The organism is Haloferax sp. KTX1, from assembly GCF_902410085.1.
In the GTDB taxonomy this organism is placed as follows: domain Archaea; phylum Halobacteriota; class Halobacteria; order Halobacteriales; family Haloferacaceae; genus Haloferax; species Haloferax massiliensis.
Map to the genome: position 1 here is coordinate 65,439 of NZ_CABPRH010000008.1, position 26,934 is coordinate 92,372.

Here is a 26,934-nt window from a genome sequence, read left to right on the forward strand (position 1 = left end):
GCGGACAGCGGCCGCGGGCGGTCAGTTCAGGTCGACCGCGGCCCCGGTCTCGGCGCTCTCGTAAATCGCGTCGATGGTCCGCATGACCGCAACGGACTCCTCGCGGTCGATTCGCGGCGTCTCGCCGGTCTCGACGGCGCGGGCGAACGCCTCGACCTCGCGGCGGTAGCTGTCGGTCGGGTCGAACGTCTCCGTGACGACGCGGCCGTCGGTGGCGTAGGTGAGTTCGGCCGAGGCCGTCGGATCGACGTTGAACGCGGTCTTCGCCTCCAGCCAGCCGTCGGTGGTCTGGACGCGGTAGTACTGGGTCTCGGGCGTGTCGAACGACGACTCGACGCGGGCGGTCGCGCCGGCGTCGTACTCCAAGACGCCCGACATCCGCGTGTCGACGCCGCAGTCGCGCGTGTCGGTCGTGGTCGCGTACACCCGGTCGGGCGTCCCGAGGAAGAGCCGCGCCGCGCTGACGGCGTAACAGCCAACGTCCATGACGCTCCCGCCGGCGAGATCGGGGTCGATGCGGATGTTCTCGGCTCCCTCGGGCAGGCGGAACGAGAAGTTCGACGTGACCGAGACGACCTCGCCGAGTTCCGACGCGACGAGTTCCGCGGCCCGCTCGGTCCGCGGGTGGAACCGGTACATGAACCCCTCCATCAGCGTGACGCCCGCGTCCTCGCAGTAGTCGAAGACGGCGGCGGTCTCGTCGGCGCTGGCGGTCAGCGGCTTCTCGCAGAGCACGTGGAGACCGCGGTCGGTGGCCGCCCGAACCCAGTCGGCGTGGAGGCTGTTGGGGAGCGGAACGTACACCGCGTCGAGTGAGTCGTCGGCCAGAAGCGCCTCGTAACTCCCGTACGCGGTGGGGATACCGAGTTCGTCGGCGACCGCGCTCGCCCGCGCCTCGTCGCGGGACGCGATGGCGGCCGCCGCGTGCTCGCTCGCCTGAACCGCCGGGATGACCGATTTGACGCCGATGCCCGCCGTGCCGACGATGCCGAATTTCATGAGAGGAATTCAGGCGACTCCGGTGATAAAACTGCTGGAGAAACCCCGTCGAATCGGGTCTGTGTGCCGTCGCGCCGTCGGGTTCGCCTTCGAGCTAACGACGACCGCGGTCTCTCAGAGTGCGGACGCCTCGTCGCGGGTCCACCACCCGAGGCCGGTCACGGCGACCCCGTCGGTGCCAGCCGCGTCGTCGTCCCGCCAGTCCCGGCGCGTGAACTCCTCGACGAGGTCGATGGCTGTGGACTCATACGGTGGTGACGGAGTTCGAGAGCGTGCCGATGCCCTCGACGGTGATGTCGACGCGGTCGCCCGCCTGCAGGTCGAACGGGTGGTCCGGGACGAGCGACGTGCCCGTGAGGATGACCGCCAGTTCGGGGACCGTGTTGTGGCGCGTGAAGTACGACACGAGTTCCTCACAGCTCCGGACCATCTCGCTCGTGTTCGTGGCGTCGTCGTAGACGACCTCGCCGTCGCGTTCGATGGTCATGCTCATCTCCAACTCGTGGGGGTCGTCGACGTCGTCCGGCGTGACCACGCACGGACCGATAGAGCAACAGCGGTCGTAGACCTTGGCTTGCGGCAGATACAGCGGGTTTTCGCCCTCGATGGAACGACTGCTCACGTCGTTGCCGACGGTGTAGCCGACGATTTCGCCGCGGCGGAGGACGATTCCGAGTTCGGGTTCGGGAACGTCCCACTCTGAGTCGTCCCTGACGCCGATGGCGTCGCCCGGTTCGACCGTTCGCGACGGTGTCGCTTTGAAGAAGATCTCCGGCCGGTCGGCGTCGTACACGTCGAAGTACATGTCCGGCATCGAACTCTCCTCCTCGCGCGCCTGCTCGCTGATTTGGTAGGTGACGCCCGCGGCCCAAACCTCCTCCGCGTCGACCGGGACAGTCGCGTGTCGGTCGACGAACGCGTCGTCGACCACGTCCGCGTCCTCGGTCAGTTCGGCCGCGAGTCGGTCGATGGAAGTTCGGGCGATACTCGCCACCCGAGCCAAGTCTCCGAACGTCCGAAGGTCCGGGTCGGCGCTCGTGAGGTCGTACGTCGTGGAGTCACGACTCACCGTGAGGTGTCGCTCTCCCGACACCGCTAGCTGGTGGTAGTGCATTCAGTAACCCCATTACCAGCGATTGTTAAAAAAGTACGTCCCGACGCGAGCGGGGTGCGAGGGGTGAGACACAGAAACACGAAACGGCGGCGGGTTCGGTCTCGAACCCCCGACGAGCGCGGGTAGTGACCGCCCTCACCTCGCCCGACCGCCGGCAGGCCGGAGCATCGTGGTCGACGGGCACTCGGGACCACCGTGCTGAAGGCCGACACAAATGTTCTTATAAACAGAACGGAGTTGGATGCAGGGAACTGTCGACCGAATAACTCGGATATGACCGTATCAGACCGCCATAGAGAACTGAGGAAGGAACTGCCGAAAACGAGTCTCGAATAGAAGGCAGTTCGACCGATTTGAACCGTCTACGTCGATATTCGGGGTCTTCCGAGTCGAGAGTCACCGATGAGTGAATATTTTCTATTACAGAACAGAATCTCGCCGTATTCGAACGGGAGATCGCGCGACTGGTGCATTCTACGGTCGAAGATGACCGAATGAATTACACGAGTACGCTTGTAATTCAGAACGCCTGGTGACGGGAAACGGACGCGATATTACCGGGTCACCGCGGCGACGACCGGGCACGGACGAGGCGGTGTGTGATTCGACGGGGTCGTTCCCTATTACAGAATCGTCGTCCTGCGGTGACCGGAATCAAACGGAGCGACCCGCCGGGGAGCGGGGAGAGGCCGGAGACTACCCGAGAGGCGACGCGCGAGCACGTCGACGAGCGACGAATCCGCAACGCGAAAGGAGAACAGCCGGTCAGAACGCGCTGTCCGCGAAGCCGCCGTCGACGGTGACGACCTCACCGGTCACGAACGAAGACGCGTCGCTCGCGAGGAAGACCGCCGCGCCGACGATCTCCTCTCGCTCCGCGACCCGGCCGAGCGGCGTTCGCTCGTCGATTCGCTCGCGCTTTTCGGTCCCCTCGGCGTAGGTGTCGGCGTTCTGCGGCGTGATGACGAACCCGGGCGCGATGGCGTTGACGCGTATCTCGGGCGCGAGTTCCTTCGCGGACGCGCGGGTGAACGCCTCGACGCCGCCCTTCGCCGCCGAGTAGGCGGGGAGGTTCGCCATCGAGAGCCGCGCGGCCAGAGAGGAGATGTTGATTATCGACCCGCCGTCGGCGACGGCGGGAGCCATCGCCTGCGTCACGCGGCGGACGCCCCCGAGCGCGATGTCGGTGACGTGGTCCCACGCGTCGTCGTCGATGTCGCGGACCGACTCGCGCGAAATCGCGCCCTGCGAGGCGACGACCACGTCGATGCCCCCGAACTCCTCGACGGCGCGCTCGCGGACGCGTTCGAGCGAGGCCGGGTCGGTCACGTCGCACGTCTCTCGAACCGCGTTCGCCCCCAAGTCCTCGATCGCGTCGGCCGTCTCGTCGACCGCCGACTCGCGTCGGCTGGTTGCGAGGACGTCCGCGCCCTCGCTGGCGAATCCGAGGGCGATTGCCTGTCCGATACCGCTCGTTCCGCCGACGACGACGACGCGCTTGTCACTGACGGAGACCGGCGTGTGCTCGTATGCGACCATGGGTTCCAGTCTGCACGGTGCCGACATGATAGTTGCGGAACGCGCGACGAGAGTGCCGCATGCAATACGTTTTTACGGACCCGTGCCACATGTGGTCTCATGCGAGGACTTGCCAAAGTGGAGCGTAGCTCCGGCGCTATGGAGTTCGTCGAGCGACAGAAACCGGAGCCGGGCACGGGAGAAGTGCTCGTAGAGGTCGACTACGCCGGCCTCTGTGGGAGTGACGCGGGCATCTACGAGTTCGAATCCGCCTTCGAGCGGATGGAGCTCCCGACCGTCATCGGCCACGAGTACGCCGGGCGCGTGGTCGAAGTCGGCGACGGCGTGACCGAGTTCGGCGTCGGCGACCGCGTGGTCGAACGGCCGATTCGGGGCTGCGGCGAGTGTTACCAGTGTCGCATCGGCGAGGAGAACGTCTGCCAGGACGCGGTCATCACCGGCGTCGACCACGACGGCGCGTACGAGCGCTTCATCGCCGTCCCGGAACGCGCCCTGCACCCGATTCCGGATGACGTGGAACAGCGGCACGCCGCGGTCGCGGAGCCGACGAGCATCGCCGCCCGCGCCGTCATCGAGAACTCGCGGGTCGGCGCGGGCGACCGCGTGCTGGTCGAGGGACCGGGGCCAATCGGCCTCCTCACGGCCCAAATCGCGGCCGCGCAGGGCGGGACCGTCGTCGTCTCCGGCGTGGGACAGGACGCCGAGTATCGGCTCCCGCTCGCCGAGGAACTCGGGTTCGAGACGGTCAACGTCGCCGACGACGACACCGAGGCGCGACGCGAGCGCCACACCGGCGGCGTCGGCTACGACGTGGTGTTCGACACGACCGGCCACCCCTCGGGGCTCACGACGGCCGTCGAGGAGGTCCGCAAGGGCGGCCAAATCGTCCTCGTCGGGCAGACCGGCGAGACCACGATGCCCTACTCCCCGCTCGTCCGGGCCGAAATCGACCTCCAGTGTTCGTACGCCTCGATGTACGAGGACTTCGAGCGCTCCTTCCGACTGATTCGCGACGGCGACGTGGACTGCGAGACGTTCGTCGATACCCGGTTTTCGCTGCTCGAAGCCGACGAGGCCTTCGAGACGTTCATCGAGGGCGGGACGTGCAAGCCGGTGTTCGACGTCTCGGAGTTGGCGTAAGCGAGCCCTCGAACGGTCGCAACCCCAACCGAGATAGAAAACCAAAATGTCCACAATACTATATACGAGGGATATCAGGGAAAGACCCGAATAAACACTAATATCCCGTGTTTTTGGTTTTTAAGCTGACCCCTATCATCCATAATTAAGTATTTCGGACAAAATGGCAACTACACCCCATTAATCAGTAGATTAATGCAGTTTTAGTCGCTTTAAATCGCTGGGAATGGACAAATTCGTCTAGTAAGTTGGGAAGTTTCCTATTATTTTTTCCGATAGAATTTTTTATGTTCCACAATACTACTGCAGCGGTCCAGGCCTCGAATCCGAATCGAGACGCGGCGCTACCGGGAGGTCGGCAAAGAGGCGACGGGAGCGGAATCGAAGGAGGGCGTCAGTCGCTCGCCGAATCGCCACTAGCCGGCGACGAGAACTCGGGGTCCCCGTATGTGCCGGAGCGGTCGTCGGCGGGGTCGTCCGCGGCGGGGATCTCCCCGTCCGGGAAGTAGCACGCGGCGCGGTGGTCGCCGCTTCGGACGGTGTCGAGTCCGGGTTCGCTCTCCCGGCATTCGTCTTCGGCCTTCGGGCACCGCGGGGCGAAGACGCACCCCGGCGGGAGGTCGACCGGGTTCGGAGGCTCGCCGTCGAGCAGGACGCGGTCGCGGTCGACCGTCGGGTCCTTCTCGGGGGCGGCCGCGAGGAGCGAGGTGGTGTACGGGTGTTTCGGCTCGGCCGCGACGGACTCGACGTCGCCCTCCTCGATGACCCGCCCGAGGTACATAATCGCGAGCCGGTCCGACACCTGCACCAGACTGGCGAGGTCGTGAGAGATGTAGACGATACCGATGTCCTCCGTGTCCGCGAGTTCTCGAAGGAGGTTCAGCAGGTTCACCTTCAGCGACACGTCGAGCATCGACGCCGGCTCGTCGCAGATGAGGAAGTCGGGGTCGAGGACGAGCGCTTTGGCCACCGCGACGCGCTGGCGTTGGCCCCCCGAGAGCTGGTGGGGGTACTGGTCGAGGAACTTCCGCGCGGGCGTGAGCCCGACTTTCTCCAGCGTCTCGACGACGGCCCGTTCGCGCTCGTCGGTCCGGTAGTCGTGGATGGTGAGCGGTTCGCCGACCAACTGCCGAACCGTCTGTCTCGGGTTGAGCGAGTCGAAGGGATCCTGGAAGATTATCTGCACCTTCCGGCGGAACTCGCGCATGTTCCCGTCGGCGTAGTGCTCGTAGGACTCGCCGTCGAAGACGAACTCGCCGCCGGTCGGCTGTTTGAGAAGCGCGATGGTCTCACCGAGCGTCGACTTCCCACAGCCGGACTCGCCGGCGACGCCGAGGATTTCGGACCGCCGGACCCGCAGGGAGACGCCGTCGACGGCGCGGACGTAGTTCGGATCGTTGCCCCTGAGTTTCTCCAAGAGCGACTGGCTCTGCTCGTAGTACTTCTCAAGGCCGTCGGTTTCGAGGAGCACCTCGCCGCGGCCCGACTCGTCGTGACTGTCGGGGATGCCCCACGTCTCCGGGTCGGTGGCGTCGCGCCGCATCTGGGCGGCTTTGGTGACGTGGTGGCACGCCGAGCGGTGGTTGCGGTTCGGCAGGTCGACGAGGTCCGGATGGGACGCCTCGCATTCCTCGGTCGCGAACGGACACCTGTCCTTGAAGACGCACGCGCTGGGTGACTCGCTCAGGTTCGGCGGCGACCCCGGAATCGAGACGGGGTCCTGGTCGCCCTCCTCAATCTCGGGGAAGGAGTTCTTCAGCCCCATCGTGTACGGATTCGTTGGGTTGACGAGGACGTTGTCGACGCTTCCCTGCTCCATCGCCTTCCCGCCGTAGAGGATGGACAACTCGTCGCACGTCTCGGCGATGACGCCGATTTCGTGGGTGATGAGAAGCAGCGAACTGTCCATCCGGTCCTGTATCTCCAGAATCTTGTCGATGATCTTGTCTTGGACGATGACGTCGAGCCCGGTGGTCGGCTCGTCGGCGATGATGAGGTCCGGTTCGAGCGCGAGCGCCATGGCGATAGTCACGCGCTGGCGCATCCCCCCGGAGAACTCGTGGGGGTAGTCGTCGATGCGGTCGGGGTCGAGCCCGACGATTTCGAACAGCTCTCGAACCCGCGAACGCGCCTTGTCGTCGGTGACGTTCCGATGGGTCTGAATCGCCTGTCGAATCTGCGCGCCGGTGGACATCACCGGGTCGAGCGAGTCCATCGCGCTCTGGGGGATGTAGGCGATGTCCTCCCAGAGCACGTCGCGGCGCTCGCGCTCGCTGAGGCCGGTCAGGTCGCGGCCCTGGAATTCGATGCTGCCGGATTCGACGGAGCCGTTGCTCGGGAGGAGGCCGAGAACCGCCTCGGCCAGCGTCGATTTCCCCGAGCCGGACTCGCCGGCGAGGCCGTAGTTGACGCCCTCGTCGATGCTGAACGACACGTCGTTGACGGCGTGGACGGTTCCGCTGTCGGTCGAGTACGTGACCGTGAGGTCCGTGATGTCGAGGAGGCTCATTGTTCGGTCTGAATTTCAGGGTTGATGACTTCTTCGTAGGCGCGGCCGATGAGGAACACCGAGGTGGTGATGGCCGCGATGCCGAGCGCGGGGGGGAGCACCCACCACCAGGCGACGCGCATGTTGCCCGATTCGAACACCTGTCGGAGCATCCGGCCCCAACTCGTGACGGTCGGGTCGCCGAAGCCGAGGAACGCCAGGCTGGCCTGCGCGGCGATGGCCCACGCGATGCCGTAGGCCGTGTAGAGAAAGCCGATGGGAAGCACGTTCGGCGCGACGTGGTAGAGCATCGTCCGCAGGTCGCTCGCGCCGCTGGCGCGCGCCGACTTCACGAAGGTCCGCTCCCTGACGGAGAGGACCTCGGAGCGGACGACGCGCGCGGGCATCTTCCAGAGGAACGCGACGATGATACCCGTCATGAGCCAGACGCTCGGCGTCACGAACGTCAGGAGCAACAGCGCCATCGGCGTGAACGGCAGGGAGAACGTGAGGTCCGTGAGGCGCATGAGGACCTCGTCGACCCAGCCGCCGTAGTAGCCGCTGACGAGCCCCACGAGGAAGCCGAGCACGCCGGTTCCGATGCCGCCGAACAGCCCGACGATGAACGTCGGTTGCGCGCCGGCGAGGAACTGGCTCAGGACGTCTTTCCCGTAGGCGGTCGTCCCGAAGGGGGCCGCGCCGGTCGGTTCCGACAGCCGCAGCATCGACCCGGCGTCGTCTCGGACGGTGTGCTCGATGGGGTCGTGCGGGGCGAGCGCGGGGCCGAGGAGGCCGAGGAAGACGAACGCCGCGACGATGACGACGCCGGCGAACGCGAGGCGGTCGCGCCGCAGGAACGTGAACTGGTCGCGGAGCGTCTCCGCGATCTCCTCGACGCGCTTTTTCAGTTCGGCTTCGGGCCTCGTCTCGGTGCTCACGCGACACCACCCCCGCTGGTCGAGACGGTCGGATCGAAGTAGGCGTACAGCACGTCGGCCACGAGGTTCGCCACGATGACCGCGAGCGCCATGATGAACACGGCCGCCTGCACCAGCGGGTAGTCCTGCTGTTGGATGGCGAGCACGAGTTCGCGGCCGATGCCGGGCCAGCCGAAGACGACTTCGAGCAGGATGAGCCCCTGGAATATCATCCCGAGACGCAGCGCGAAGTAGGTCAGAATCGGCAGCATGGAGTTCCGGCCCGCCCGCGCGAGCTGCTGCATCTCAGAGAGCCCCTTCGCGCGGTGGAGCTTGAGGAACTCGGAGCCCCGCTTTTCGACGACGCCGTTGCGCGCCAAAAGCAGGAAATCGCCGCTGTAGTACAGCACGGACACGGTAAACGGCAGGATGTAGTGGTGCAGGAAGTCGAGCGAGGCGAACCGCTCGACGTAGCCCTCCGGCGAGGCGCTGATAGAGCGCATCCCGAAGGCGGGCACCAGTTCGAGGTTGTACGCGAACACGATGACGAAGAGGATGCCCGTGATGAACACCGGCGTCGACCGGAGGAACGTCGTGGCGACGATGCTGAGCTTCTCCAGTTTGCTCCCGCGGTTCCAGCCGACGTACATCCCGAGCAGGGAACTCAGGACCGCCGTCGTCACTAACGCGGGGACGAGCAGGATGAGCGTGTTGACGAGCCGCGGGGCCAACACCTCCCAGACGGGTTGGCTCCGGAGGATGGAGTAGCCGAACTGGAACAGCAGGATGCTCTGCAGGTAGCTGAGGTACTGCCGCCACATCGGCTGGTCGAGGCCGTACATCGCCCGAATCTCGGTGATCTGCTGCTGGCTCAGATTGCCCGCGGTGACGAGCGACTCGAACGGGCTGCCGGGGAGCAACCGCAGGACGACGAAGATGACCGAGACGGCCACGAGAGTGAGCCCGATAGAGATGGCGAGCCGCTTCGCGAGGAAGCGCTGGAACTCGCTCATGGTCGGGCCCCCCGACGCCGCGAGTGGATAGTGTTCGACATGCTCGTCACCTCACGAGAAGTCCGCCTGGCCGAGTTCGTCGCGGCGCTTGTGCATGTTTCCGGGCTGGATGCGCTCGACGAAGGCGGCCCACGCGTCTCCGTTGGGGAACCGGAGGTTCCCGTCGCCGTCCCACGTGTAACCGGCCCGTTCGAGGAGCGATTCCGCCCCGTCGATGTCGAACTCGTAGTGCGTCGTGTCCGACGTGTGCCACGGCGTGAGGTCCGAAATCGGGTTCTCCCCGCTCGGGACGGTCGCGCGGTCCTGCAGCACGTCGGCGGCGAAGCCCTCGGTGTCGACCGACTTGGCGAGAGCGACGCGGAACTCCTTGTCTCGAACGAGCGGACAGGAGAACATCAGCTTCGTGTCGAGGGGCGCGAAGTTGCCCGAGGTCATCTTCTCGACGCCGGCGGTGCTCGCCGCGCGGTCGGCCTGCGAGTTCGAGAGCGTCGTGCCGATGGCGTCGATTTCGCCGCCCTGCAGCGAGCCGATCATGGAGTCGATGTTGCCGACGTTGATCCAGATGACGCGGTCGACGCCGTCGCCGGTCGTGGCCTGGTCGCCGAGCACGTCGGCCCGCCAGCCGTCGTCGAACATCCAGTGGCCCTCGTTTTTCGACACCTCGAACCGGGTCCCCTGCTCCCAGTTTTCGTACGCGAACGGCCCCGTGCCGACCGGCGACTCGGGGTTGTGCTGAGACGGGTTCTCCACGTCCTCCCACTTGTGCTTGGGGATGATGACGCTGCGAACGACGCGCTGGGTCATGAACGCCGCGTCGGGGCCCGTCAGGTTGAACCGAACCTCGTGGTCGCCGAGCACCTCGACCGACTCGACCGGCTCGTAGAACGGCGTCTGACTGGTCGAGGAGTGTTCCTTGTACAGTTCGACGGTGAACTTCACGTCCTCGGCGGTGAACGGCTCGCCGTCGTGCCACTCGACGCCCTCGCGGAGGGTGAGTTCGACGGTGGTGTCGTCGACGAAGCCGCCGCCGGTCGCCAGCGCGGGGACGACTTCGAGGTCCGGCGTGGCGTCGAAGAGGCCGTCGTAGATGAACGTCAGTCGCTTCGCCTCCGCGCCCCCGGCGGCCCACGGGAGGTTCAGCGAGTTCATCGAGGTGGTCACGCCCTTGATGTAGGTTCTGTCGTCGGTCTGGGGCTGGAGGTTCACCTCCGACCAGACGAACGAGTCCTTCGTCGGCCCGTTGCCCGGCGTCTGGACGTAGCCGCTCCAGCGGTCGGTGTTGACCGCGGTGATGACGTCGGGGAACAGCGTGATGAGCGCGCCCACGTCCTCGCTGAAGATGCGCTGGGCCTCGGCGACGAGTTCCTCGCGTTCGGTTCGGTCTGTCGTCCGGCTCTGTTCGGTCAGCACCTCCTGCAGGTCGGGGTGGTAGTAGTTGTCGTAGTTCGAGAGGCTCGTCTCGCTCCGCCGCATCAAAAGCGGGTTCGGGTCCAGCCCGCGCTGTGGGTCCGGACCGTGGGTGCTCATCGAGAGGATGGCTTCGAGCCCCTTCGTGTCCCAGCTCTGTGCGTACAGCTGGTTCAGCGGTCGGTCGTTGAGCTGCGTCGGAACGCCGAGCGCGTCCAGCCCGCGTTGGACCATGAGCGCGTGCTCCCGCATCCACGGGTCGTCCTCGCTCGAAAATTCGAGCGGGACGGGGTCCAACACCGCGCCTGCGGTCGCGCTGTAGTCGAGCGGCGGTTCGTCGGCGTCGATGGTCTCCCACTCGCGCCAGTACTTCGTCTCGACCGTCTCCGGGGTCCCGGAGGGGACATCGGGAGTGAGACTCGACCCGCCGTCGCTCCCGCCGCTCCCGTTGCCCCCGCCACCGGTACACCCCGCGAGTCCGGTCGCGCCGAGGGCGGTCGCAGTCGCCGCCACGTAGTCGCGTCGCGTGAGGCCAGTTCCGCGTTCGACACCTGAACTATCACGATTTTTCTCCGACATTGCGACAGCCTGTTATGGAGTATCTTCCATGGTGCTGTTCCCGATACGTCCCGATATCTATCGTTCTTTATATACTCGGTCGTCGAGATGCGGCAACATTCTCCAGCGGGTGCGGCGCTACTCCTGTCGCGGACCGTAGATGAGTTCGAGCAGGTTTCGTTCCGCGGTCCGGAGTCGTTCGCTCAGCGTGGACTGGGCGATGCCCAGCTCGTCCGCGAGTTCGGTCTCCGACGTCTCCCGCGGGATGTGGAAGTAGCCGCGGTTGAATGCCGTCTCCAGGACCGCGAGTTGATCGTCGGTCAGCTTGGAGATTAACACCTCCTTTAACCGCCCGCTGTCGAGCGGTTCACCGGGGGCCTCGTCCTGCGTCACGGAGCGGAGTTCGAACTCGCCGAGCGTCTCCTGAATCTCGTCGGCGAGTTCCCGGAAGTGGTCCCAGTCCTGCGCGGTGGCGACGACTTCGAAGACGCCGTCTTGGAGGACGATGCGGTTCGGAATCGTCTCCTGTCTGAGAACCAGTCCGAGGATGAACGGGTACGACTCGTTGGCGAGAATCGTCACTCGGCGTATCTGCACGTCGGTCGAGGCGGTCGGAATCTCCTCGTCGTAGAAGACGGTCACGCCCGAGATGTCGGCGAGGAGCGACTCCACGTCGAAGGGGCCGTTCGAGGCGACGGTGAGCGACTCGATCCACGTCCCGTCCTCGACGTAAAAGGCGTTGTCCAACTCGATGCTCCGGGCGTCTCGCAGGCGGCGGTCTATCTTCGACATGACGCCGGTCGGGGCCGTCGTAAACTCAACACGTAAGATGCGAACTCACCCGTACCGGGCAGATACCGTTCACCTACAAATAGCCCGGTGGTTGTCGCGACGGGTGCGGTCGCCGAAGCATGGATTCGCGCGGATGGGCGGTGGACCGGTCACCGACTCAGGCGACGAGCGGCCAGTAGAAGAGCCACGAGAGAGTCACGACGACGAGCGACAGACCCATCGTGACGAGTCCGAACAGCGTCACGTCTCGGTTGGTCAGCGGTCCGCGGTCCAGCGAGACGAGGACGGCGGTCGTGTTGAACGGGAGAATCGTCGTCGACCCCACCACGAGGAGGACCGCGAGGCCGAGGTAGAGCCGCGTCACGCCGAACGTCTCCGCGAACCGCAGGACGATTGGGAGAATCACGACGATAGCGGCCGACCCGGTCGAAAAGAGCACGCGGACGGCGACCGCGAACCCGAGGAGCAGTCCGACGAGTTGCCAGTGGCTGAACGCCGCAAACGGGACGAACCGCGCGAGGAGGTCGACGACGAGCGCGATGGTCCGAGTCGCTTCGAGCGCGTCCAGAATCGACAGCGTCGCGCCGATGAGAAAGAGGACGCCCCAACTGAGTCCCTTGACGTCGTCGGCGTCGATAACTTCGACGCCGGGAAGCGCGAGGACCGTAACCGCGGCGACCGCCGGGAGAATCTCGGGGAGCCCGACGAACGACCCGACGACCCACGCGAGGACCGTCCCGGCCATCACCGCCGCGACGAGTCCCTGCTCGCGAGTCAGCTCGCCGTCGGCGGACGGGTCCGCAATCCCCGCCGGGGCGGGGTCGACGGTCGCGTCGGCGTCGACGTCGTTGAGGAGGCCGGCGGCCGCGGTGGCGAGCGCGTAGAGCACCACCGTCGGCGGAATCATCAAGACCGCCCACTCGACCCACGAGAGCGGTCGGACGCTCGTCGCGAGGATGCCCGAGGTGACGAGCGCCATCCCGCCGCCGGTCATGAGCGCCATCGACGCGATAGGGTTAACGTGGCCCAACAGGAGGAACGCCGCCCGTTCGAACCCGCTTCCCGCTGAGAGGTCGAACTCCGCTGTCACCTCCTCGACGATGGGGATGAACGCGACCGCACGGGCCATCGCCGACGGCATGAAAAGCGCCAGCACGAGGACGTTTCGGGCGATGGAGCGAAACGTCCCGCGAGGCGTGCTGTCCGGGGACAGCAGTCGGTTCGCTAACCGGGTGTCCAGCCCCACAGACCGGACCGCGTTGCCGAGGAGTAACAACACGAGGAGGAAGTACACGAGCGAGGAGGTGAAGCCGCTCACCGCGGCCTCGAAAGAGTTCACGACGCCGAGGGCGTACAACAGGGAGACGCAGGCGAGACTCGAAATCGCGTACGGGACCGGCTTCGTCAACCAGAGCAGGAGCGCGACGACGAAAACCGAAAGCGCGTACTGCGACCGGACCGGAAGGGCGGAGACGGGACGGAGGCCGACGACCGCGAGGAGCAGGGCGGCGGCGACCGCGAGCGTCACCGTCTGCGACGAGAGTTCGGGAACGCGAAGCCCTCGGTCGGGCAACCAATCTGTCACGAATTTACCTGCACACAACGGACCCAAATAGCTACTGCCGGTGACAATTCGGGCCGCCAGTCGGGCCAAGAGCGAACCACGTCGGCGCAATCAGCCGAGTGTAAAGAAGATGGATTATCTGAATAATTTGAGTTGTTCAAAGAGTTGGAGTAACCATAATTATTTCAACTGCGCCGAGAATCACGCTATCACGGATATCCCCATCATGTCACGCGCAGTCAGCGTCTGTCTCCTCAAAGGCGGTATCGGCAAGTCGACGACCTCCATCAACCTCGCCCGCGAACTCGCACACCGGGGAAGCGACGTGCTGCTCGTGGACCTCGACCCGAACGGACACACCACGACGGGCCTCGGGTTCGGCGAGGAGTTCTACTCGGAAGCGCACCTCGGCGACGTGCTCCTCGACGACGCCGAGTTGGAGCCGGGAGAGCTCATCTTGGAGACCGGCTTCGAAATCGACCTCCTCCCGTCGAACGACCGCATCGAGCAGGTCGAGTCCGACCTCGGCGGCGTGATGATGGGGTCGGCGCGCCTCAAACAGCGCGTCATCGACCCGCTTCTCGGCGACGACTACGACTACGTCGTCGTTGACTGCCCCGCGGCGCGCGGGAAGCTCAACGACAACGCGCTGTACGCCACGCAGAACCTCGTCTTGCCGATGCGCCCCGAGTCGGGGGCGCTCTCGGGGCTCGAAAAGACCGTCAAGCGGCTCATCACGCCCGCGCGCGAACACTTCGACCTCGAAATCCTCGCGGTCGTGCCGACCGACCTGCGTGACCGAATCGACCACGACCGCCCGACGAGACGGCTCGTGGAGGCGCTCGTCTCGAAGCCGAACATCGCCTCGAAGCTCCCGAACTTCGCGTACACCGACCCGGAAGTGTTCGAGGCCATCGACGACGGCGAGTGGGACGGCGACCTGCCGAAGCCGGGGATTCGGCATCGGTCGGCCATCGACGCGTCGATTCGCGAACACATGCCCCTGCGGGACTACGACAGCACCTGCGACCAGTTGGCGTGCTACGACGAACTCGCGCAAATCGTCGAAGAGGGCGAGGTGGCCCGATGAGCGAAGACCCCTTCGGCGACCTCGACGCCGCGATGGGGAGCGGCGAAACCGCCTCGGAGCCAGAGCCGGAACCCGAACCCGAAGACGCCGGCACCGACGACGCGGTCGAATCGGAGGGGGAGTCGGAATCGGCATCCGCCGAACCCGTCGACCCCCGCGAGTACCCCGCGTTCGAGTTCGACGAGACCGTCCACAAGGCGCTGTACGTCCTCGAAGCGGTCGCCGACGAGTTCGACGACATCATCACCTACGACGTGGAGCGCGAACTGACCCGCGACCACGGTCTCAAGGGCGTCACGAAGAGCGAACTCCACAACGCCGCGCTCGCCGTGGCGACCGAACACCCCGAAGAAATCGTCGAACGCGTCCTCGAACAGCGCGGCGTCGACGACGAGGAGTCCAAATAACTCAGATAATCCGAAACCGTCGAGCTCGTAGCGCCGGACAGAAGTCGAGTGACACCGACAGCGGGAGCGTTCGGGAGCGGGAGGGTTCTATCCGAGTGGGTCGTGAATCAATATATGGGGAAAACTCTTCTTTCTACCCATCGTAGTAGAACGTATGTCCGAAGCGACGCTGGACGGTCGCGGACGCCTCACGCTCCCCAAAGAGGTCAGAGAGCGGTACGGCGAACACTACCGCATCGTCCAACTGCACGACGGAATCAAGCTGATACCAATCGAGGACGACCCGCTCGATGCGCTCCGCACCGAGTTCGCGGACGTCGAGAAGACGGCCGAAGAACTCCGCCGCGGAGCCCGGAACGCGGCGATAGACGAGGCCGGCCGCTGAATGTACGCCGAGACGGACTTCCTGCTGGCGCTCATCAAGGACGAGGACTGGCTCGGCGACGCCGCAGAGGCGGTCTACCGAGACCACCGAGACGAGCTGTGGACGTCGCAGTTCACGCTCATCGAACTCCTCATGGTCGCGTACCGGGAAGAACGGGACACGGAGCGGGTCGTCGCGAACGTCGCCGCGCTGTTGGAAGTGCGCGGGGACGTGGATACGGTTCTCACGGCCGCGACCTACGTCGAAGACCACGGGTTCACGCCCTTCGACGCGCTCCATCTCGTCGAGTCCGATGGCGACACGATCGTGTCGAGCGACGAGACGTACGAGTCGTTTGCCCCGCGGCTCGACCTGAAGGCCGTCCGAGACGAGTGACAGCGGTAGGGCAGTTATTCTCCAGACAGTCCCGGTTCCCAACAGATCTGCCGAGTTCAACACGGCCGCGGCGGATTATCAGCGACTGAAGTTCGACAGCGCCGATAAATCGAGGCGGAGGCGGTGACGCGGCGAAATCCGGCACTCACCGAATCATCTTGTCTCGGTCGGGGTCGAAAAGCGGCCCGGACCGGACCGTCGCGGGGTGGGCGTCGCCCTCGTACCGGATTTCGACGTCTTGCCCCGAACTGGCGTATTTCTCGGGGAGGTAGGCGTACGCGATGCCGGCGTCGATGGTGTAGCCGTAGTCCGCCCGACAGCAGTAGCCGACGACGTCACCGTCGGCGACCACCGGATGGCCCGCGTCGACGACGGCTTCCTCCTCGTCGAGCGTTATCGGGACGATTCGGTCGCTCGGGCTGTCGTCGGCTTTGGCTTCCACGAGCGCCGCCTTCCCGACGAAGTCGGTGTCGAGGTCGACCGCGAAGCCGATTCCGGCCTCGTACGGATTGTGTTCGGGCGTGAGGTCCGTCCCCCAGAGGCGGAAGCCCTTCTCCATGCTCGTCGAGTCGAGCGCGGCCCAGCCGACCGGCGCGATGTCGTACTCCTCGCCGGCCTCCCGAATCGCGTCCCAGAGCTGGCTTCCGTACTCGGTCGGGGCGTAGATTTCCCAGCCGAGTTCGCCGGCGTACGAGAGTCGGAGCATCGTCACGGGGATGCTTCCGAGGTACGTCTCCTGTGCCGAATAGAACGGGAACTCGTCGTTCGAGAGGTCGGCCTCGACGAGGTCCGAAAGCACCTTCCGGGAGTCGGGTCCGAAGACGCCGATGCCGGTCCGACTGGAGACGTGTGCGGTCACGTCGACGGAGCCGTCGTCGGGCGCGTGCTCTTCGACCCACCGCGAGTGGAGCGTCGCCGAGCTTCCGCCCCCGGTGAACAGCACGAAGCGGTCGTCGCCGAGGCGGGCGACCGTCAGGTCGGCGAGCACGCCGCCGTCTTCGTTGAGCATCGCGGAGTAGCGCATCCGGCCCGGCGTGACGTCCATGTCGTTGGTCAGGAGCCCCTGCAGGAACTCCAGCGCGCCCGGGCCCGACACTTCGATGGGCGTGAACGTCGTCATGTCGACCATGCCGACCTTCTCGCGGAGGTGCTGGTGTTCCGCGCCGTGGACCTTCGACCAGTTCTGGGAGAGCCAGTCGGGGCGGTCCGGCACGTCGTACGTTTCGAGCAGCGTCTCGTTGGACTCGTACCACTGCGGGACCTCCCAGCCGTCGCTGTCGTAGAACTCCGCGCCGAGGTCGTCCTGCCGGTCGTAAAACGGGCTCCGGCGGAGCGCGCGCTGCCCGCTCGGTTGCTCGCGCGGATGGATGAGCTGGTACACCTCGCGGTACTGCTGTGCGCCGCGCCCGTAGGTGTACTCTCGACTGCCCGCGTGCGATTGGAACCGGGAGACGTGCGCGCCGGAGGCATCGACGCGGGAGCCGTCGAGCCGCGGCGTTCCGTCTTCCATCCAGCTGGCGACGATATCGCCCGCGCCGCCGGACTGCGTGACCCAGACGGCGAGCGCCCACCAGAGTCCCTCGGTGTCCTCGTCCGGTCCGAGGATGGGCATGCCGTCGGGCGTGAACGAGAACATCCCGTTGATGGCGGAGGTCCACTCGCAGTCCTCGAAGCCGGGGACGAGTTCGCTGGCGGCGTCGAACGCCGACCGGTCGTGGTCCGGGTGGGTGTTCTCGTAGAAGTGCTCCTCCGTGAACTCGCGGAGCGATGGATATTCGAGTCCGAGGTCGTCCAGCTTGTCGGGACCGTAGATGTCCGCCGGGTCGACCAGAAGCGACTCGTGGTTGTACGAGCCGATACCGTAGCGCTCGCCGTGCTGGCGGTAGTACAGCGAATGGTCCTGATGCCGGAGGAGCGGCTGTTCGATTTCGCGCTCCGCGCCTTCGAGTTCGTCCAGTTCATCGGAGACGAGATACTGGTGCGCGCAGGGAACGAGCGGGATGTCCGTGCCGACCATCTCGCCGAACAGCGGCCCCCAGATGTTCGTGGCGACGAGCACCTCGTCGGCCTCGATGCGGCCGTGTTCGGTGTCGACCGCGTCGATACTGCCGTCGGAGACGTCGATGTCCGTGACCTCGGTGTGGCCGTAGAACTCGACGCCGACCTCACGCGCCTCCTCCGCCATCGACTCGGCGGCGCTGACGGCGTCGGCCTTCCCGTCCGACGGGACGTAGTACCCGCCGTAGATGACGTCGGAGTTTATCTGCGGGACGCGCGCTTCGACCTCCTCGGGCGTGAGCAGTTCGCCCTCGTCGATGCCGTAGGACTGTCCCCACTCGCGCTTGCGCTTGAGGAAGTCCCAGCGCGCTTCGGAGTAGGCGACTTCGATGCCGCCGCACGTCCGGAAGTCGCCGAACCCGTCGTAGAGGTCGCGCGTGTACGACGCCATCTCCGTCATCAGCTTGTTCCCGGCCGTCTGGAACACGAGCCCGGGCGCGTGAGACGTCGACCCCCCGGTCTCGAACAGCGGCCCGCGGTCGAGGACGACGACGTCTTCGCGGCCCGACTCGGCGAGGTGATACGCCGCGCTACAGCCGACACAGCCGGCCCCGACAACGACCGTTCCGGCGCGTTCGGGAAACGTAGACCATGTGTTCATGTACCAAACAGTAGTGACTGCGGCCCCCGGATATCTCTCCGGGTCCACTATCTGAGGTGTATACGTACCGGGGGGTGACGAGAGCCGGGTCTCGTCGCGGACGAACGTCGGTCTCGGCAAGAATTGTGCGCCGGCGAGAATCGCACGCCGACGAATAGCGGTCGCCGGCGGGTGTCACCCGCCGACGAGGTACTTCTCTCTGAGGTAGATGACGAGACTGGCGCTCAGGAACGCGAGGCCCGCGCCCCGTAGCTCGCCGACCGTCATGGCGAACAGCGCAACCGCGAAAAGGAAGACCGCGAACGCCGCCGAAGCGACAGCGAGCGCGTTCATCGATAGCGTCGAGTCATCGTTTGGTGCTTCGGTCGTCAATCGTCCGTCGTGCCGGGGTTCTCCCGGACGTTGGTCACGACCGACGTCCGAGAGCGACCGACGGCGAAGTCGATGTCCTCGTCGGCCAAGTCCTCGATCCGCTCGGCGAACTCCTCGGACTGCAGGAGTTCGTACTCCTTGTCGAGGCCGAGATACACCGTGTAGCACATGACGACGAGGACGACGGCGAACGGGAATCCCGTGGCGATGGCCGCGGTCTGGAGCGCGCCGAGCCCGCCGCCGTAGAGGAGAAGCGACGCGACGAGGCCCTCCGTGACCGCCCAGAAGACACGCTGCCTCCGCGGGACGTTGTGTTTGCCGCCCGACGTGAGGTGGTCGACGACGAGCGACCCCGAGTCCGAGGAGGTCACGAAGAACGTCACCACGAGCGTCACGGCGAGCAGTCCCGAGACGGCGCTGAACGGGAACTGTTCGAGGAGCGCGAACATCGCCACCGTCTGTCCTGCCTCGCCGTAGGTCGCGAGAACCGCGCCGTTACCCTGAAGCGAGTTGAACAGCGCGCTGCCGCCGAACGCCGAGAGCCAAACGGTCGAGAACAGCGACGGCAGGACGAACACGCCGAAGACGAACTCGCGGACCGTGCGCCCCTTGGAGATGCGCGCGACGAACATGCCGACGAACGGCGACCAGGCGATCCACCACGCCCAGTAGAACACCGTCCAACTGTGGACGGTCGACGCGCCGTCGCCGAGCGTCCCGGTGAAGAACGCGAGCGAGAGGAAGTCGCTGAAGTAGTTCCCGAGACCCTGCACCCACGCGCCGAAGATGCTCATCGTCGGGCCGACGACGAGCAGGAACGCCAACAGCACGAACATAAAGAAGACGTTCACCGTGCTCAACCGCCGCACTCCGGCTTCGAGTCCGGCCGCGACGGAGGCGGTGGCGATGAGAGTTATCACGGCGATGAGCGCGATTTGCATGCCGGTGTTGTTCGGAACGCTCAGAATGCCGAGCATGTTCTCGCCGAGGATGTACGACACGCCCGTGTTTATCTGTGCGACCCCGAGACCGAGCGACGTGGCGAGGCCGAACAGCGTCGCGAACACCGAGACGAGGTCGATGAGGTGGCCCGGCCAGCCGTAGATTCGCTCGCCGAGGAGCGGCCAGAAAATCGACCGGAAGGTGAGCGGGAGCCCCCTGTTGAACGAGAAGAACGCGAGCCCCAGTCCGACGAGACCGTAGATGGCCCACGGGTGGAACCCCCAATGGAAGAACGTCTGGGTCATCGCCGCGATGCCCGCACCACCGGTCCCGGCCTCGGCGTCGAAGAAGCCGGGGACGTTGGTGAAGTAGTACAGCGGCTCCGAGACGCTGTAGAACATGAGCCCGATACCCATGCCCGCGCTGAACAGCATCGCCATCCAGGAGAAGTCGCTGAACTCCTTTTCGGCCTCGACGCCGCCGAGGGTTATCTCGCCGTACTTACTCAGCGCGAAGTACGCCAAGACGACGATAAAGAGGTTCACCGACAGGAGGTAGAACCAACCGAAATTGCCCTCAAAGAAGCCCCTGACGTCCGAGTAGATAGTCGCCGCCTGTTCACCGAGAACGAGCGTCACCGCGACGAAGACGCCGATGATCAAGAGCGCGACCGGAAAGACGACGGGGTGGATGTCGAACCCCCACCGCTGGATGTTCCCGTCGCCGGGTTCCCGCTCCGTCTCGGGATAGAACAGGTCCGCCTGTAGTCCGCTCGCCGACCGACCGGCCGAGTCGTTGTTATCTGTCATCCGTCACACCCTCCGTGGACGACCGCCACTTGAGTTCGTGTTCGATCATGTCGTTTTCCCCGCTTTGGGGCACCCGCCGCGACCGCCGAGAGACGGTCGATGGTCAGGTTCAGCACGTCAAGTTGACCCATGTTGCGGGTCCACACCCCTCACGATTCAACCAACCCATCGGTATTACACATCATAACGAGTGGTCTTCGATAATAGTGGTATTTATACGCAAATGAATAGATAGTGCAAAGATAATATCGCATGAACAGTTTACGGATGACAATCGAAACGCGTCCGTCGTCACTCGAACCGGTCGAGCGAGAACATGTCGAGCGGCAGGTCGCTCTTGCCGTCGACGACGAGGTCGGCGAGAATCTCGCCGATGACGGACGCGAACTTGAAGCCGTGTCCCGAGAAGCCGGCTCCCACCGCGACCTGCGGGTGGTCGGGCAGCGTGTCGAGGATGAAGTGTTCGTCCGGCGAGTTCGTGAACATGCACGTCGCGAGCGACATCGTCGGCCCCGCGGCCTCCGGGAAGTACTTCTCCGTGACGTCTCGGAGTATCGCCTCGTCGGCGCGGTTCGGTTCGCGGTCGAAGTCGTCGGGGTCGACATCCTCGTCGCGGTGGTGGTACTTGCCGAGTTTGAAGCCCGGCACGTCGTGGACCGGGAACCCGTAGAACCGGCCCTCGGGGACGCTGAGGTTCCAGACGGGGAACTCCTCGGGCGCGAACGTCGCCGGCGACTCGGGCTGGAACCACGCGAGCGCCTGTCGCTCGGGGACCGCGAGGCCGTCCAGCGCGTCGGCGAGTTTGTAGTTCCACGCGCCCGCGGCGAGCACGAGCGCGTCCGCGACGTAGACCCCCCGGTCGGTGCGGACGCGCACCCCGCCGTCGTTCGTCTCCGCCCAGTCTTCGACCCGCTCGCGGGCGCGAATCTCGGCACCGCGGGCCTGTGCGGCCTCGATGTGCGCGATAATCGCCTGCTCGGGGACGACGAACCCGCCGTCTTCCTGGTAGACTGCGCGGTACTCCTCGGGGAGTTCGTAGCCGGGGAACCGCTCGTTGACCTCCGCGCCGGTCAGCACCTCGTGGGGGATGTCGTGTTCCTCGCAGGAGCGTTTCGACCCCGCGAACACGTCGTTGTCGACCGGCCCGGCGTCGATGGAGCCGGTTCGGTGGATGACCTCGCGGCCGGTCTCGTCGGCGAGGTCGTCCCAGAGGTCGTACGCCCGCTCGATGAGCGGGACGTACGAGGGGTGTTCGTAGTACGCGCGCCGGATGATGCGCGTGATACCGTGCGAGGACCCCTGCGAGTGGGGGATGTCGTAGCGTTCGAGACCGACGACGTCGAGACCGCGGTCGGCGAGGTGGTACGCGGTCGCGCTTCCCATCCCGCCGACCCCGACGACGGCGACGTCGTATCGGTTGTCATGGACACTCATGGTGTCCGGCGGTTCGGAACGTCCCCCCTTCACTCTTGACCTGTATCACGGAGCCCCTTTTTCAGGGAGACGACGCCTGAGCCGTCGATATGGGCGCTGGCGGCCGAACGCCGACCGCTCGCGGATATCCACCGCCACTTATACGGCTCAACTATTCCCGACGAATCCTTTTCATCGGATGTGTGTTTCTTCCTCCCATGACACGGTGGAACAACGGTCGTGACGAAATCGGTGCAGTAAGTGCCGACATCACCGCGGAAACGAACGCGCTCCCGGCGAGGTACTTCACCGACCCGGAGGTTCACGAGATGGAAAAGGAGAAAGTGTTCGGTCAGTACTGGGTCTACGCGGGTCACGAGACCCACATCCCGGACGCGGGCGACTACTTCACGCGGACCATCGGCGACAAGCAGATAATCGTCACCCGCGACGGCGACGGCGACGTTCGGGCGTTCTACAACGTCTGCGCCCACCGCGGGTCGAAGATGCTCGACGAGACGCCGATGACCGACCCCGGAAGCCTGAGTCGAATCACCTGCCCGTACCACCTCTGGGCGTACGAACTCGACGGGTCGCTCCAGAGCACCCCGAAGAGCTTCGAGGAGGCGAGTCTGAACCCCGACCTCGACGACGACGCCGTCGGCGAACTCGACCCCGATGAAAACGGCCTCATGGAGGTCAACACGGACGCCATCGGGCCGCTCGTGTTCGTCAACTTCGAGGACGAACCGAGCCTCTCGCTCGCCGAACAGGCCGGGTCGATGAAGACGGAGCTCGAAGATCTGCCGCTCGGCGAGTACGAACACGCCCGGCGCTACGTCTCCGAGGTCGAATGCAACTGGAAGACGTTCAGCGGGAACTACTCCGAGTGCGACCACTGTCAGGCGAACCACCAAGACTGGGTGCAGGGGCTCGAACTCATGGAGTCCGAACTCGAAGTCAACGACTACCACTGGGTGCTCCACTACAAGCACAGAGAGGACGTCGACGACGAGATGCGCATCCACCCCGAACACGAGGCCAAGTTCTACTACTTCTGGCCGAACTTCACGGTCAACATGTACGGCACCGCCGACGGCTACGGCACGTACATCATCGACCCAATCGACGAGGGGCGCTTCCAGCTCATCGCGGACTACTACTTCCGCGATTCCGACCTGTCGGACGAAGAAGAGAACTTCGTCCAGACGAGCCGCCAGCTCCAGGAAGAGGACTTCGAGCTCGTCGAGCGGCAGTACGAGGGGCTCACGTCCGGCGCGCTCGGGCAGGCGCAGCTCGGGCCGAACGAACACACGGTCCACAAACTCCACCGGCTCGCGCAGGACGCGTACAATGCCTGACGACGGAGACGCCGAACTGGCCGAAAAGCCCCGCGCCGGGGTCGTCACCTGCCCGTCGTGCGACCTCCACGTCGCGGTTGCGGAGCCCAACGACGCCGTCGAACTGTACCGGCGACACGCGGACGTCACCGGCCACGACGTCGAGTGGGAACGCGTCGCGTTCGACGCCGAAGTCGACGGCGAAGACGTGAAGACAGCCCTCGTCGAACTCGGCGAACGTCACCCGGACGGCGTCGAACTCGGGCGGCTCGCCGCGGCGCTCACGGACAGCGGCGTCGCCATCGGCGACGCGCTCGACGCCGTCTACGACCTGCGAATGAGCGGGGAAATCTACGAACCGCGGGACGACCACGTTCTCGCGGTCTGACTCCCCAACCCCTTCCGAGGCGGTCACTCGTCTACGAGAATCGACTCGACCAGCTCCGCGGTCCCTCTCCTGATACGCCCACTAACCGCGGTCGGCGAGATGTCGAGCACGTCCGAGAGGTCGTCTAACGCCGCCTCTCGCGGTTCCTCGAAGTAGCCGTGCTCGTAGGCGGCCACGAGCGCGTCGCGCTGCGCGTCGGTCAGCTTACTCGGCTCGCCGTTCATCCAGCCGTCCTGCTGGAACATCCGATTCAGATCGAAGGAGATATCCTTGGCCTCGCAGTACTCCCAGAGCTCCGCGAGCGCCTCGCGGTCCGACAACTGGAGGCGGACCCGCCACCCGGACGTCTCGTTGCTGCACGCGTCGAGCATGAGTCCGCCGAGTTCCGTGACTATCGGCGACAGCAGTATCGCGTCGTTCGTGTGGCCGATGCGGTAGACGACGGAGTCCTCACGCTCGGAGACGAGCCACCAGTCGCGGACGGTGTGGTCGGCTTCCAACGCCTCTTCGAACGCGGCGACGTCCGCGTTCTTCACGGCGAAGAAGAACTGGCCCGTCTCGGGATCAGTCCCGGATTGAGAGACAACGTCTATCTCGCTCGCGGCTTCCGACTGAATCGTCGGCGTCAGCGCGAGGTCGTCGTGCGCGATGTCGGCGACAGTTATCAAGCTCATTGTGGCTTCACCTCGTGGCCCAATGGATTCGACACCGACCAAACCAGAGTGTCGAATCGGTTGAAGTACGCGAAGTCGTTTCGACGTTCGCGATAGAAACGTGTCTCATGGGCACGGTATAGTATTTTGAACAGCAGATTCTCGTTTATAGTTTTCGCCGCATATTCTGTGGGGTTATATAAACCGACTCAGTATTCCACACCGCTTTTCAGGGGGCCTCGGCGCGTCCGGGGAACCGTACAATGAGCGTGGGCACATCGCTTCGGCGACTGGGTGAATTCCTCGAAGAGTGCGAGCGGGCGGGAGCCGCGAGCGTCCGGGACTCGTCCGTGGCGGTCACGGAGTCGGGAGCGTCGGCGGACATCGAGTTCGCGCTCTCGCCGAGCGACGAAGCCGAGTCGCCCGTGCGGACCCGGACCCGGGAGACTGCAATCGAGTCCGACGGGACCATCGGGCTCACGCTCGAAATCGACGACGTCGTTCCGAGCGACCACGAACACGTCGACGTCGACGCGGCCGAAGTCTCGCTCGACGCCGAGCCGACGGCCGTCGTGACGGTCACAACCGACGCGCCCTCCGCGGAGGGTTCCGCGGGGCCCGACGTTCCCGAATCGCTCGATAGCGTGCGGAGTCCGGACGTGCCGGCGTTCGAGGACACGGCGTATCTCGAAGCGGTGTACGCGAGGTACGAGACGTTCGACCGGATGGCGGCGGCGTTCGAGATGGACGTCTCGGACGAGACGGTCCGACGGTACATGATCGCACAGGGAGTCCACGAACCGGACTCCTACGAGACGTCGCTCGCCGACGAGTCGCCGGTGGAAACTCCGGGACCGACGGCCGCGGACGATTCCGGCGGGTCGCCCGAGGCGCTCGCCGACGGAATCGGCCTGCCCGAGTCCGTGACGATAGACCGACTCGCCGACGCCGCCAACGACGCGAAGACGATTCGCGAGTTCGGGAAAGCCATCGACCTCGACCGAACCGAAGCGCTCGAACTACTCCAGACGCTCGACCTGCTGGAGTTCGTGATGGGGCGTCTCACGACCGACGACGACCCCGACGTGAGTCGGAACGACGTCGTCGCACGTATCAGACAGTCGGCCGGCGAGAACTAGCGGCGCTGCGCGACTCGACCGCGGCGACGGCTTCGACGGCCGCGGCCCGCGACTCCTGTTAGAAGTGAGACAGCTCGTGGTTTGCGACGAGAACGGACGCCGGGCGGTCGGAACTAGCTCTCCTCCGAGACGTCGTCGACCGCGTAGCCCGCGTCTTCGATGGTGTCCACGACGGCGGCCGCGTGCTCTGCTCCTTTGGTCTCGATGCGGAACAGGAGATGGGCCTCGCCGACGTCGAGGGCGTCGACGGCGCGGACGTGCCGAACGTCGTGGATGTTCGCGTCGCGGTCGGCGATGAGTCGGGAGAGCCGCGCCATCTCGCCCGGTCGATCGCGTATCCGAACTCGCAGTCGGAGGGTTTGGCGGCGGCCGGTGAGCGCGTGGACGAGCACCGTCTGGAGCATCGTCATGTCGAGGTTCCCCCCGCAGAGAAGCGGCATGACGGTCTCGCCCTCGACGTCGAGGTCGTCGCTCAGCACGGCGGCGACGGAGGCGGCACCGGCCCCTTCGACGACCTGCTTGGCGCGTTCGAGCAGGAGGAGAATCGCCTCCGCGATCTCCCCGTCGGAGACCGTGACGACCTCGTCGACGTGTTCCTCGATGGTTCGGAGGGTCAACTCGGAGATGCCGCCGGTGGCGATGCCGTCCGCGATGGTGTTCGTGTCGTCGAGCGTCACGGGAACGCCCTTGTCGAGGCTCTCGTGGACCGTCTCCGCGCCCGCGGCCTGCACGCCGACGACGCGAATCTCGGGGTCGTGGTGTTTGATGGCGGTCGCGATGCCCGAGATGAGTCCGCCGCCGCCGATGGGGACGACCACGGTGTCCATCTCGGGGAGGTCGCGGTACATCTCCGCGCCGAGCGTCCCCTGCCCGGCGACGATGTCGCGGTCGTCGTACGCGTGGACGAACTCGGCGTCCGAGCCCTCGGCGAGCGACTGCGCGTACGCCATCGTCTCCTGGAAGTCCTCGCCGACGAGTTCGACGTCCGCGCCGTAGTCGCGCGTCGCGTCGATCTTCGTCTGCGGGGCGTTCTCCGGCATCGCAACCGTGGAGTCCGCGCCACATTCTGTCGCGGCGAGCGCGACGCCCTGCGCGTGGTTACCGGCGCTCGCGGCCACGAACTCGTCGATTCCGCGGTCGGTGTCCTGTCGAATCTTGTTGTACGCGCCCCGCGTCTTGAACGACCCCGTCCACTGGAGGTGTTCCATCTTCAGGTAGACGTCCGCGCCGACCAGCTCGCCGAGGGAGGTGCTCCGCTCTATCGGCGTCCGCTTGACGACGCGGTCGTTTTCGAGACGCTCGCGCGCGCGCTCGATGTCGCTGTACTGTACCGGAGACGGCCGCGTTTCGTTCATGAGCGACTCACTCCGGGGGTCGGTCGTCCTGCGCGGCGAGGCGACGCACGCCCGTCGCCTCGGCCCCGGGACTTCC

Annotated in this window: 23 protein-coding genes; 8 read left to right on the forward strand and 15 right to left on the reverse strand. The window is 65.5% G+C overall.

The window, feature by feature from the left end; translation table 11 throughout:
* Positions 1 to 21: 21 nt before the first annotated feature.
* From FY251_RS13380 to FY251_RS13390, 3 genes are all read right to left on the reverse strand, one after another.
* The gene (locus FY251_RS13380; RefSeq protein ID WP_148415370.1) at positions 22 to 999 is read right to left on the reverse strand and encodes a D-xylose 1-dehydrogenase; all 978 of its coding nucleotides are present in this window, start codon (positions 997 to 999) and stop codon (positions 22 to 24) included.
* Positions 1,000 to 1,243: 244 nt separating this feature from the next.
* Positions 1,244 to 2,113: a fumarylacetoacetate hydrolase family protein gene (locus FY251_RS13385; protein WP_089780045.1), complete on the reverse strand. Its 870-nt coding sequence runs from the start codon at positions 2,111 to 2,113 to the stop codon at positions 1,244 to 1,246.
* 765 nt (positions 2,114 to 2,878) lie between these two features.
* Complete coding sequence (locus tag FY251_RS13390) at positions 2,879 to 3,652, reverse strand: SDR family NAD(P)-dependent oxidoreductase (protein ID WP_148415372.1); 774 nt, start codon at positions 3,650 to 3,652, stop codon at positions 2,879 to 2,881.
* A gap of 99 nt (positions 3,653 to 3,751) precedes the next feature.
* Here FY251_RS13390 and FY251_RS13395 point away from each other — a divergent pair, with 99 nt between their 5' ends.
* A complete protein-coding gene (locus FY251_RS13395; RefSeq protein ID WP_042662228.1) occupies positions 3,752 to 4,792 on the forward strand; it encodes a zinc-binding dehydrogenase in 1,041 nt (346 codons plus the stop codon).
* A gap of 394 nt (positions 4,793 to 5,186) precedes the next feature.
* Here the strand turns inward: FY251_RS13395 and FY251_RS13400 are convergent, their stop codons facing one another.
* The 6 genes from FY251_RS13400 to FY251_RS13425 form a co-directional block, all read right to left on the reverse strand.
* Positions 5,187 to 7,301 carry an ABC transporter ATP-binding protein gene (locus FY251_RS13400; protein WP_148415374.1) on the reverse strand — a complete coding sequence of 705 codons (2,115 nt, stop codon included), beginning with the start codon at positions 7,299 to 7,301 and terminating at the stop codon, positions 5,187 to 5,189.
* Entirely contained in the window at positions 7,298 to 8,218 is a 921-nt protein-coding gene (locus FY251_RS13405) for an ABC transporter permease (protein ID WP_148415376.1), read from the reverse strand. Before FY251_RS13405 ends, FY251_RS13400 begins: the two co-directional genes overlap by 4 nt.
* Positions 8,215 to 9,210 carry an ABC transporter permease gene (locus tag FY251_RS13410; protein WP_148415378.1) on the reverse strand — a complete coding sequence of 332 codons (996 nt, stop codon included), beginning with the start codon at positions 9,208 to 9,210 and terminating at the stop codon, positions 8,215 to 8,217. Before FY251_RS13410 ends, FY251_RS13405 begins: the two co-directional genes overlap by 4 nt.
* A 51-nt stretch (positions 9,211 to 9,261) precedes the next feature.
* Positions 9,262 to 11,130 (reverse strand): ABC transporter substrate-binding protein, encoded by a 1,869-nt coding sequence (locus FY251_RS13415; RefSeq protein ID WP_148415380.1) that lies wholly within the window; start codon positions 11,128 to 11,130, stop codon positions 9,262 to 9,264.
* A 183-nt stretch (positions 11,131 to 11,313) separates the two neighbouring features.
* Positions 11,314 to 11,967 carry a helix-turn-helix domain-containing protein gene (locus FY251_RS13420; protein ID WP_148415383.1) on the reverse strand — a complete coding sequence of 218 codons (654 nt, stop codon included), beginning with the start codon at positions 11,965 to 11,967 and terminating at the stop codon, positions 11,314 to 11,316.
* Between the two features lie 157 nt (positions 11,968 to 12,124).
* Complete coding sequence (locus tag FY251_RS13425) at positions 12,125 to 13,495, reverse strand: SLC13 family permease (protein ID WP_148415590.1); 1,371 nt, start codon at positions 13,493 to 13,495, stop codon at positions 12,125 to 12,127.
* A gap of 262 nt (positions 13,496 to 13,757) precedes the next feature.
* Between FY251_RS13425 and FY251_RS13430 the strand changes: the two genes are divergently transcribed.
* From FY251_RS13430 to FY251_RS13445, 4 genes are all read left to right on the forward strand, one after another.
* Positions 13,758 to 14,621 carry a ParA family protein gene (locus FY251_RS13430; RefSeq protein WP_148415385.1) on the forward strand — a complete coding sequence of 288 codons (864 nt, stop codon included), beginning with the start codon at positions 13,758 to 13,760 and terminating at the stop codon, positions 14,619 to 14,621.
* Positions 14,618 to 15,028 carry a hypothetical protein gene (locus tag FY251_RS13435; RefSeq protein ID WP_148415387.1) on the forward strand — a complete coding sequence of 137 codons (411 nt, stop codon included), beginning with the start codon at positions 14,618 to 14,620 and terminating at the stop codon, positions 15,026 to 15,028. The genes FY251_RS13430 and FY251_RS13435 overlap by 4 nt, the downstream gene beginning before the upstream one ends.
* A 154-nt stretch (positions 15,029 to 15,182) precedes the next feature.
* Positions 15,183 to 15,413, forward strand: a complete 231-nt coding sequence (locus tag FY251_RS13440) for an AbrB/MazE/SpoVT family DNA-binding domain-containing protein (protein ID WP_148415389.1) — start codon at positions 15,183 to 15,185, stop codon at positions 15,411 to 15,413.
* Positions 15,414 to 15,788 carry a PIN domain-containing protein gene (locus tag FY251_RS13445; protein ID WP_148415391.1) on the forward strand — a complete coding sequence of 125 codons (375 nt, stop codon included), beginning with the start codon at positions 15,414 to 15,416 and terminating at the stop codon, positions 15,786 to 15,788. It abuts the gene before it with no gap.
* Positions 15,789 to 15,933: 145 nt separating this feature from the next.
* Here the strand turns inward: FY251_RS13445 and FY251_RS13450 are convergent, their stop codons facing one another.
* From FY251_RS13450 to solA, 4 genes are all read right to left on the reverse strand, one after another.
* A complete protein-coding gene (locus tag FY251_RS13450) occupies positions 15,934 to 18,447 on the reverse strand; it encodes an FAD-dependent oxidoreductase (protein WP_148415393.1) in 2,514 nt (837 codons plus the stop codon).
* Positions 18,448 to 18,621: 174 nt separating this feature from the next.
* Complete coding sequence (locus FY251_RS22595) at positions 18,622 to 18,780, reverse strand: hypothetical protein (RefSeq protein ID WP_187367414.1); 159 nt, start codon at positions 18,778 to 18,780, stop codon at positions 18,622 to 18,624.
* 35 nt (positions 18,781 to 18,815) lie between these two features.
* Positions 18,816 to 20,570, reverse strand: coding sequence for a BCCT family transporter (locus FY251_RS13455; protein WP_148415395.1), 1,755 nt, complete (start codon positions 20,568 to 20,570; stop codon positions 18,816 to 18,818).
* Positions 20,571 to 20,861: 291 nt separating this feature from the next.
* Positions 20,862 to 22,004 (reverse strand): N-methyl-L-tryptophan oxidase, encoded by a 1,143-nt coding sequence (gene solA, locus FY251_RS13460; protein ID WP_148415397.1) that lies wholly within the window; start codon positions 22,002 to 22,004, stop codon positions 20,862 to 20,864.
* Between the two features lie 197 nt (positions 22,005 to 22,201).
* Here solA and FY251_RS13470 point away from each other — a divergent pair, with 197 nt between their 5' ends.
* On the forward strand, positions 22,202 to 23,344 hold the full coding sequence (locus FY251_RS13470) for an aromatic ring-hydroxylating dioxygenase subunit alpha (RefSeq protein WP_148415401.1): 1,143 nt from the start codon (positions 22,202 to 22,204) through the stop codon (positions 23,342 to 23,344).
* Complete coding sequence (locus FY251_RS13475) at positions 23,337 to 23,711, forward strand: hypothetical protein (protein ID WP_148415403.1); 375 nt, start codon at positions 23,337 to 23,339, stop codon at positions 23,709 to 23,711. The genes FY251_RS13470 and FY251_RS13475 overlap by 8 nt, the downstream gene beginning before the upstream one ends.
* Before the next feature lie 23 nt (positions 23,712 to 23,734).
* Here FY251_RS13475 and FY251_RS13480 read toward each other — a convergent pair whose 3' ends face one another.
* On the reverse strand, positions 23,735 to 24,385 hold the full coding sequence (locus FY251_RS13480) for a helix-turn-helix domain-containing protein (RefSeq protein ID WP_148415405.1): 651 nt from the start codon (positions 24,383 to 24,385) through the stop codon (positions 23,735 to 23,737).
* Positions 24,386 to 24,627: 242 nt separating this feature from the next.
* Here FY251_RS13480 and FY251_RS13485 point away from each other — a divergent pair, with 242 nt between their 5' ends.
* On the forward strand, positions 24,628 to 25,503 hold the full coding sequence (locus FY251_RS13485) for a hypothetical protein (protein WP_148415407.1): 876 nt from the start codon (positions 24,628 to 24,630) through the stop codon (positions 25,501 to 25,503).
* Between the two features lie 113 nt (positions 25,504 to 25,616).
* Here the strand turns inward: FY251_RS13485 and ilvA are convergent, their stop codons facing one another.
* Positions 25,617 to 26,858, reverse strand: coding sequence for a threonine ammonia-lyase (ilvA, locus tag FY251_RS13490; protein ID WP_148415409.1), 1,242 nt, complete (start codon positions 26,856 to 26,858; stop codon positions 25,617 to 25,619).
* Positions 26,859 to 26,934: the final 76 nt, after the last annotated feature.

Excerpts from the sequence above, each read along its gene's own strand:
- FY251_RS13435 (WP_148415387.1), top strand. The coding sequence starts at position 14,618 with ATGAGCGAAGACCCCTTCGGCGACCTCGACGCCGCGATGGGGAGCGGC.
- FY251_RS13440 (WP_148415389.1), top strand. The coding sequence starts at position 15,183 with ATGTCCGAAGCGACGCTGGACGGTCGCGGACGCCTCACGCTCCCCAAA.
- FY251_RS13410 (WP_148415378.1), bottom strand. The coding sequence starts at position 9,210 with ATGAGCGAGTTCCAGCGCTTCCTCGCGAAGCGGCTCGCCATCTCTATC.
- FY251_RS13385 (WP_089780045.1), bottom strand. The coding sequence starts at position 2,113 with ATGCACTACCACCAGCTAGCGGTGTCGGGAGAGCGACACCTCACGGTG.
- FY251_RS13395 (WP_042662228.1), top strand. The coding sequence starts at position 3,752 with ATGCGAGGACTTGCCAAAGTGGAGCGTAGCTCCGGCGCTATGGAGTTC.
- FY251_RS13475 (WP_148415403.1), top strand. The coding sequence starts at position 23,337 with ATGCCTGACGACGGAGACGCCGAACTGGCCGAAAAGCCCCGCGCCGGG.
- FY251_RS13470 (WP_148415401.1), top strand. The coding sequence starts at position 22,202 with ATGACACGGTGGAACAACGGTCGTGACGAAATCGGTGCAGTAAGTGCC.
- solA (WP_148415397.1), bottom strand. The coding sequence starts at position 22,004 with ATGAGTGTCCATGACAACCGATACGACGTCGCCGTCGTCGGGGTCGGC.
- FY251_RS13380 (WP_148415370.1), bottom strand. The coding sequence starts at position 999 with ATGAAATTCGGCATCGTCGGCACGGCGGGCATCGGCGTCAAATCGGTC.
- FY251_RS13455 (WP_148415395.1), bottom strand. The coding sequence starts at position 20,570 with ATGACAGATAACAACGACTCGGCCGGTCGGTCGGCGAGCGGACTACAG.
- FY251_RS13480 (WP_148415405.1), bottom strand. The coding sequence starts at position 24,385 with ATGAGCTTGATAACTGTCGCCGACATCGCGCACGACGACCTCGCGCTG.
- FY251_RS13400 (WP_148415374.1), bottom strand. The coding sequence starts at position 7,301 with ATGAGCCTCCTCGACATCACGGACCTCACGGTCACGTACTCGACCGAC.
- FY251_RS22595 (WP_187367414.1), bottom strand. The coding sequence starts at position 18,780 with ATGAACGCGCTCGCTGTCGCTTCGGCGGCGTTCGCGGTCTTCCTTTTC.
- ilvA (WP_148415409.1), bottom strand. The coding sequence starts at position 26,858 with ATGAACGAAACGCGGCCGTCTCCGGTACAGTACAGCGACATCGAGCGC.
- FY251_RS13450 (WP_148415393.1), bottom strand. The coding sequence starts at position 18,447 with ATGAACACATGGTCTACGTTTCCCGAACGCGCCGGAACGGTCGTTGTC.
- FY251_RS13430 (WP_148415385.1), top strand. The coding sequence starts at position 13,758 with ATGTCACGCGCAGTCAGCGTCTGTCTCCTCAAAGGCGGTATCGGCAAG.
- FY251_RS13485 (WP_148415407.1), top strand. The coding sequence starts at position 24,628 with ATGAGCGTGGGCACATCGCTTCGGCGACTGGGTGAATTCCTCGAAGAG.
- FY251_RS13445 (WP_148415391.1), top strand. The coding sequence starts at position 15,414 with ATGTACGCCGAGACGGACTTCCTGCTGGCGCTCATCAAGGACGAGGAC.
- FY251_RS13390 (WP_148415372.1), bottom strand. The coding sequence starts at position 3,652 with ATGGTCGCATACGAGCACACGCCGGTCTCCGTCAGTGACAAGCGCGTC.
- FY251_RS13420 (WP_148415383.1), bottom strand. The coding sequence starts at position 11,967 with ATGTCGAAGATAGACCGCCGCCTGCGAGACGCCCGGAGCATCGAGTTG.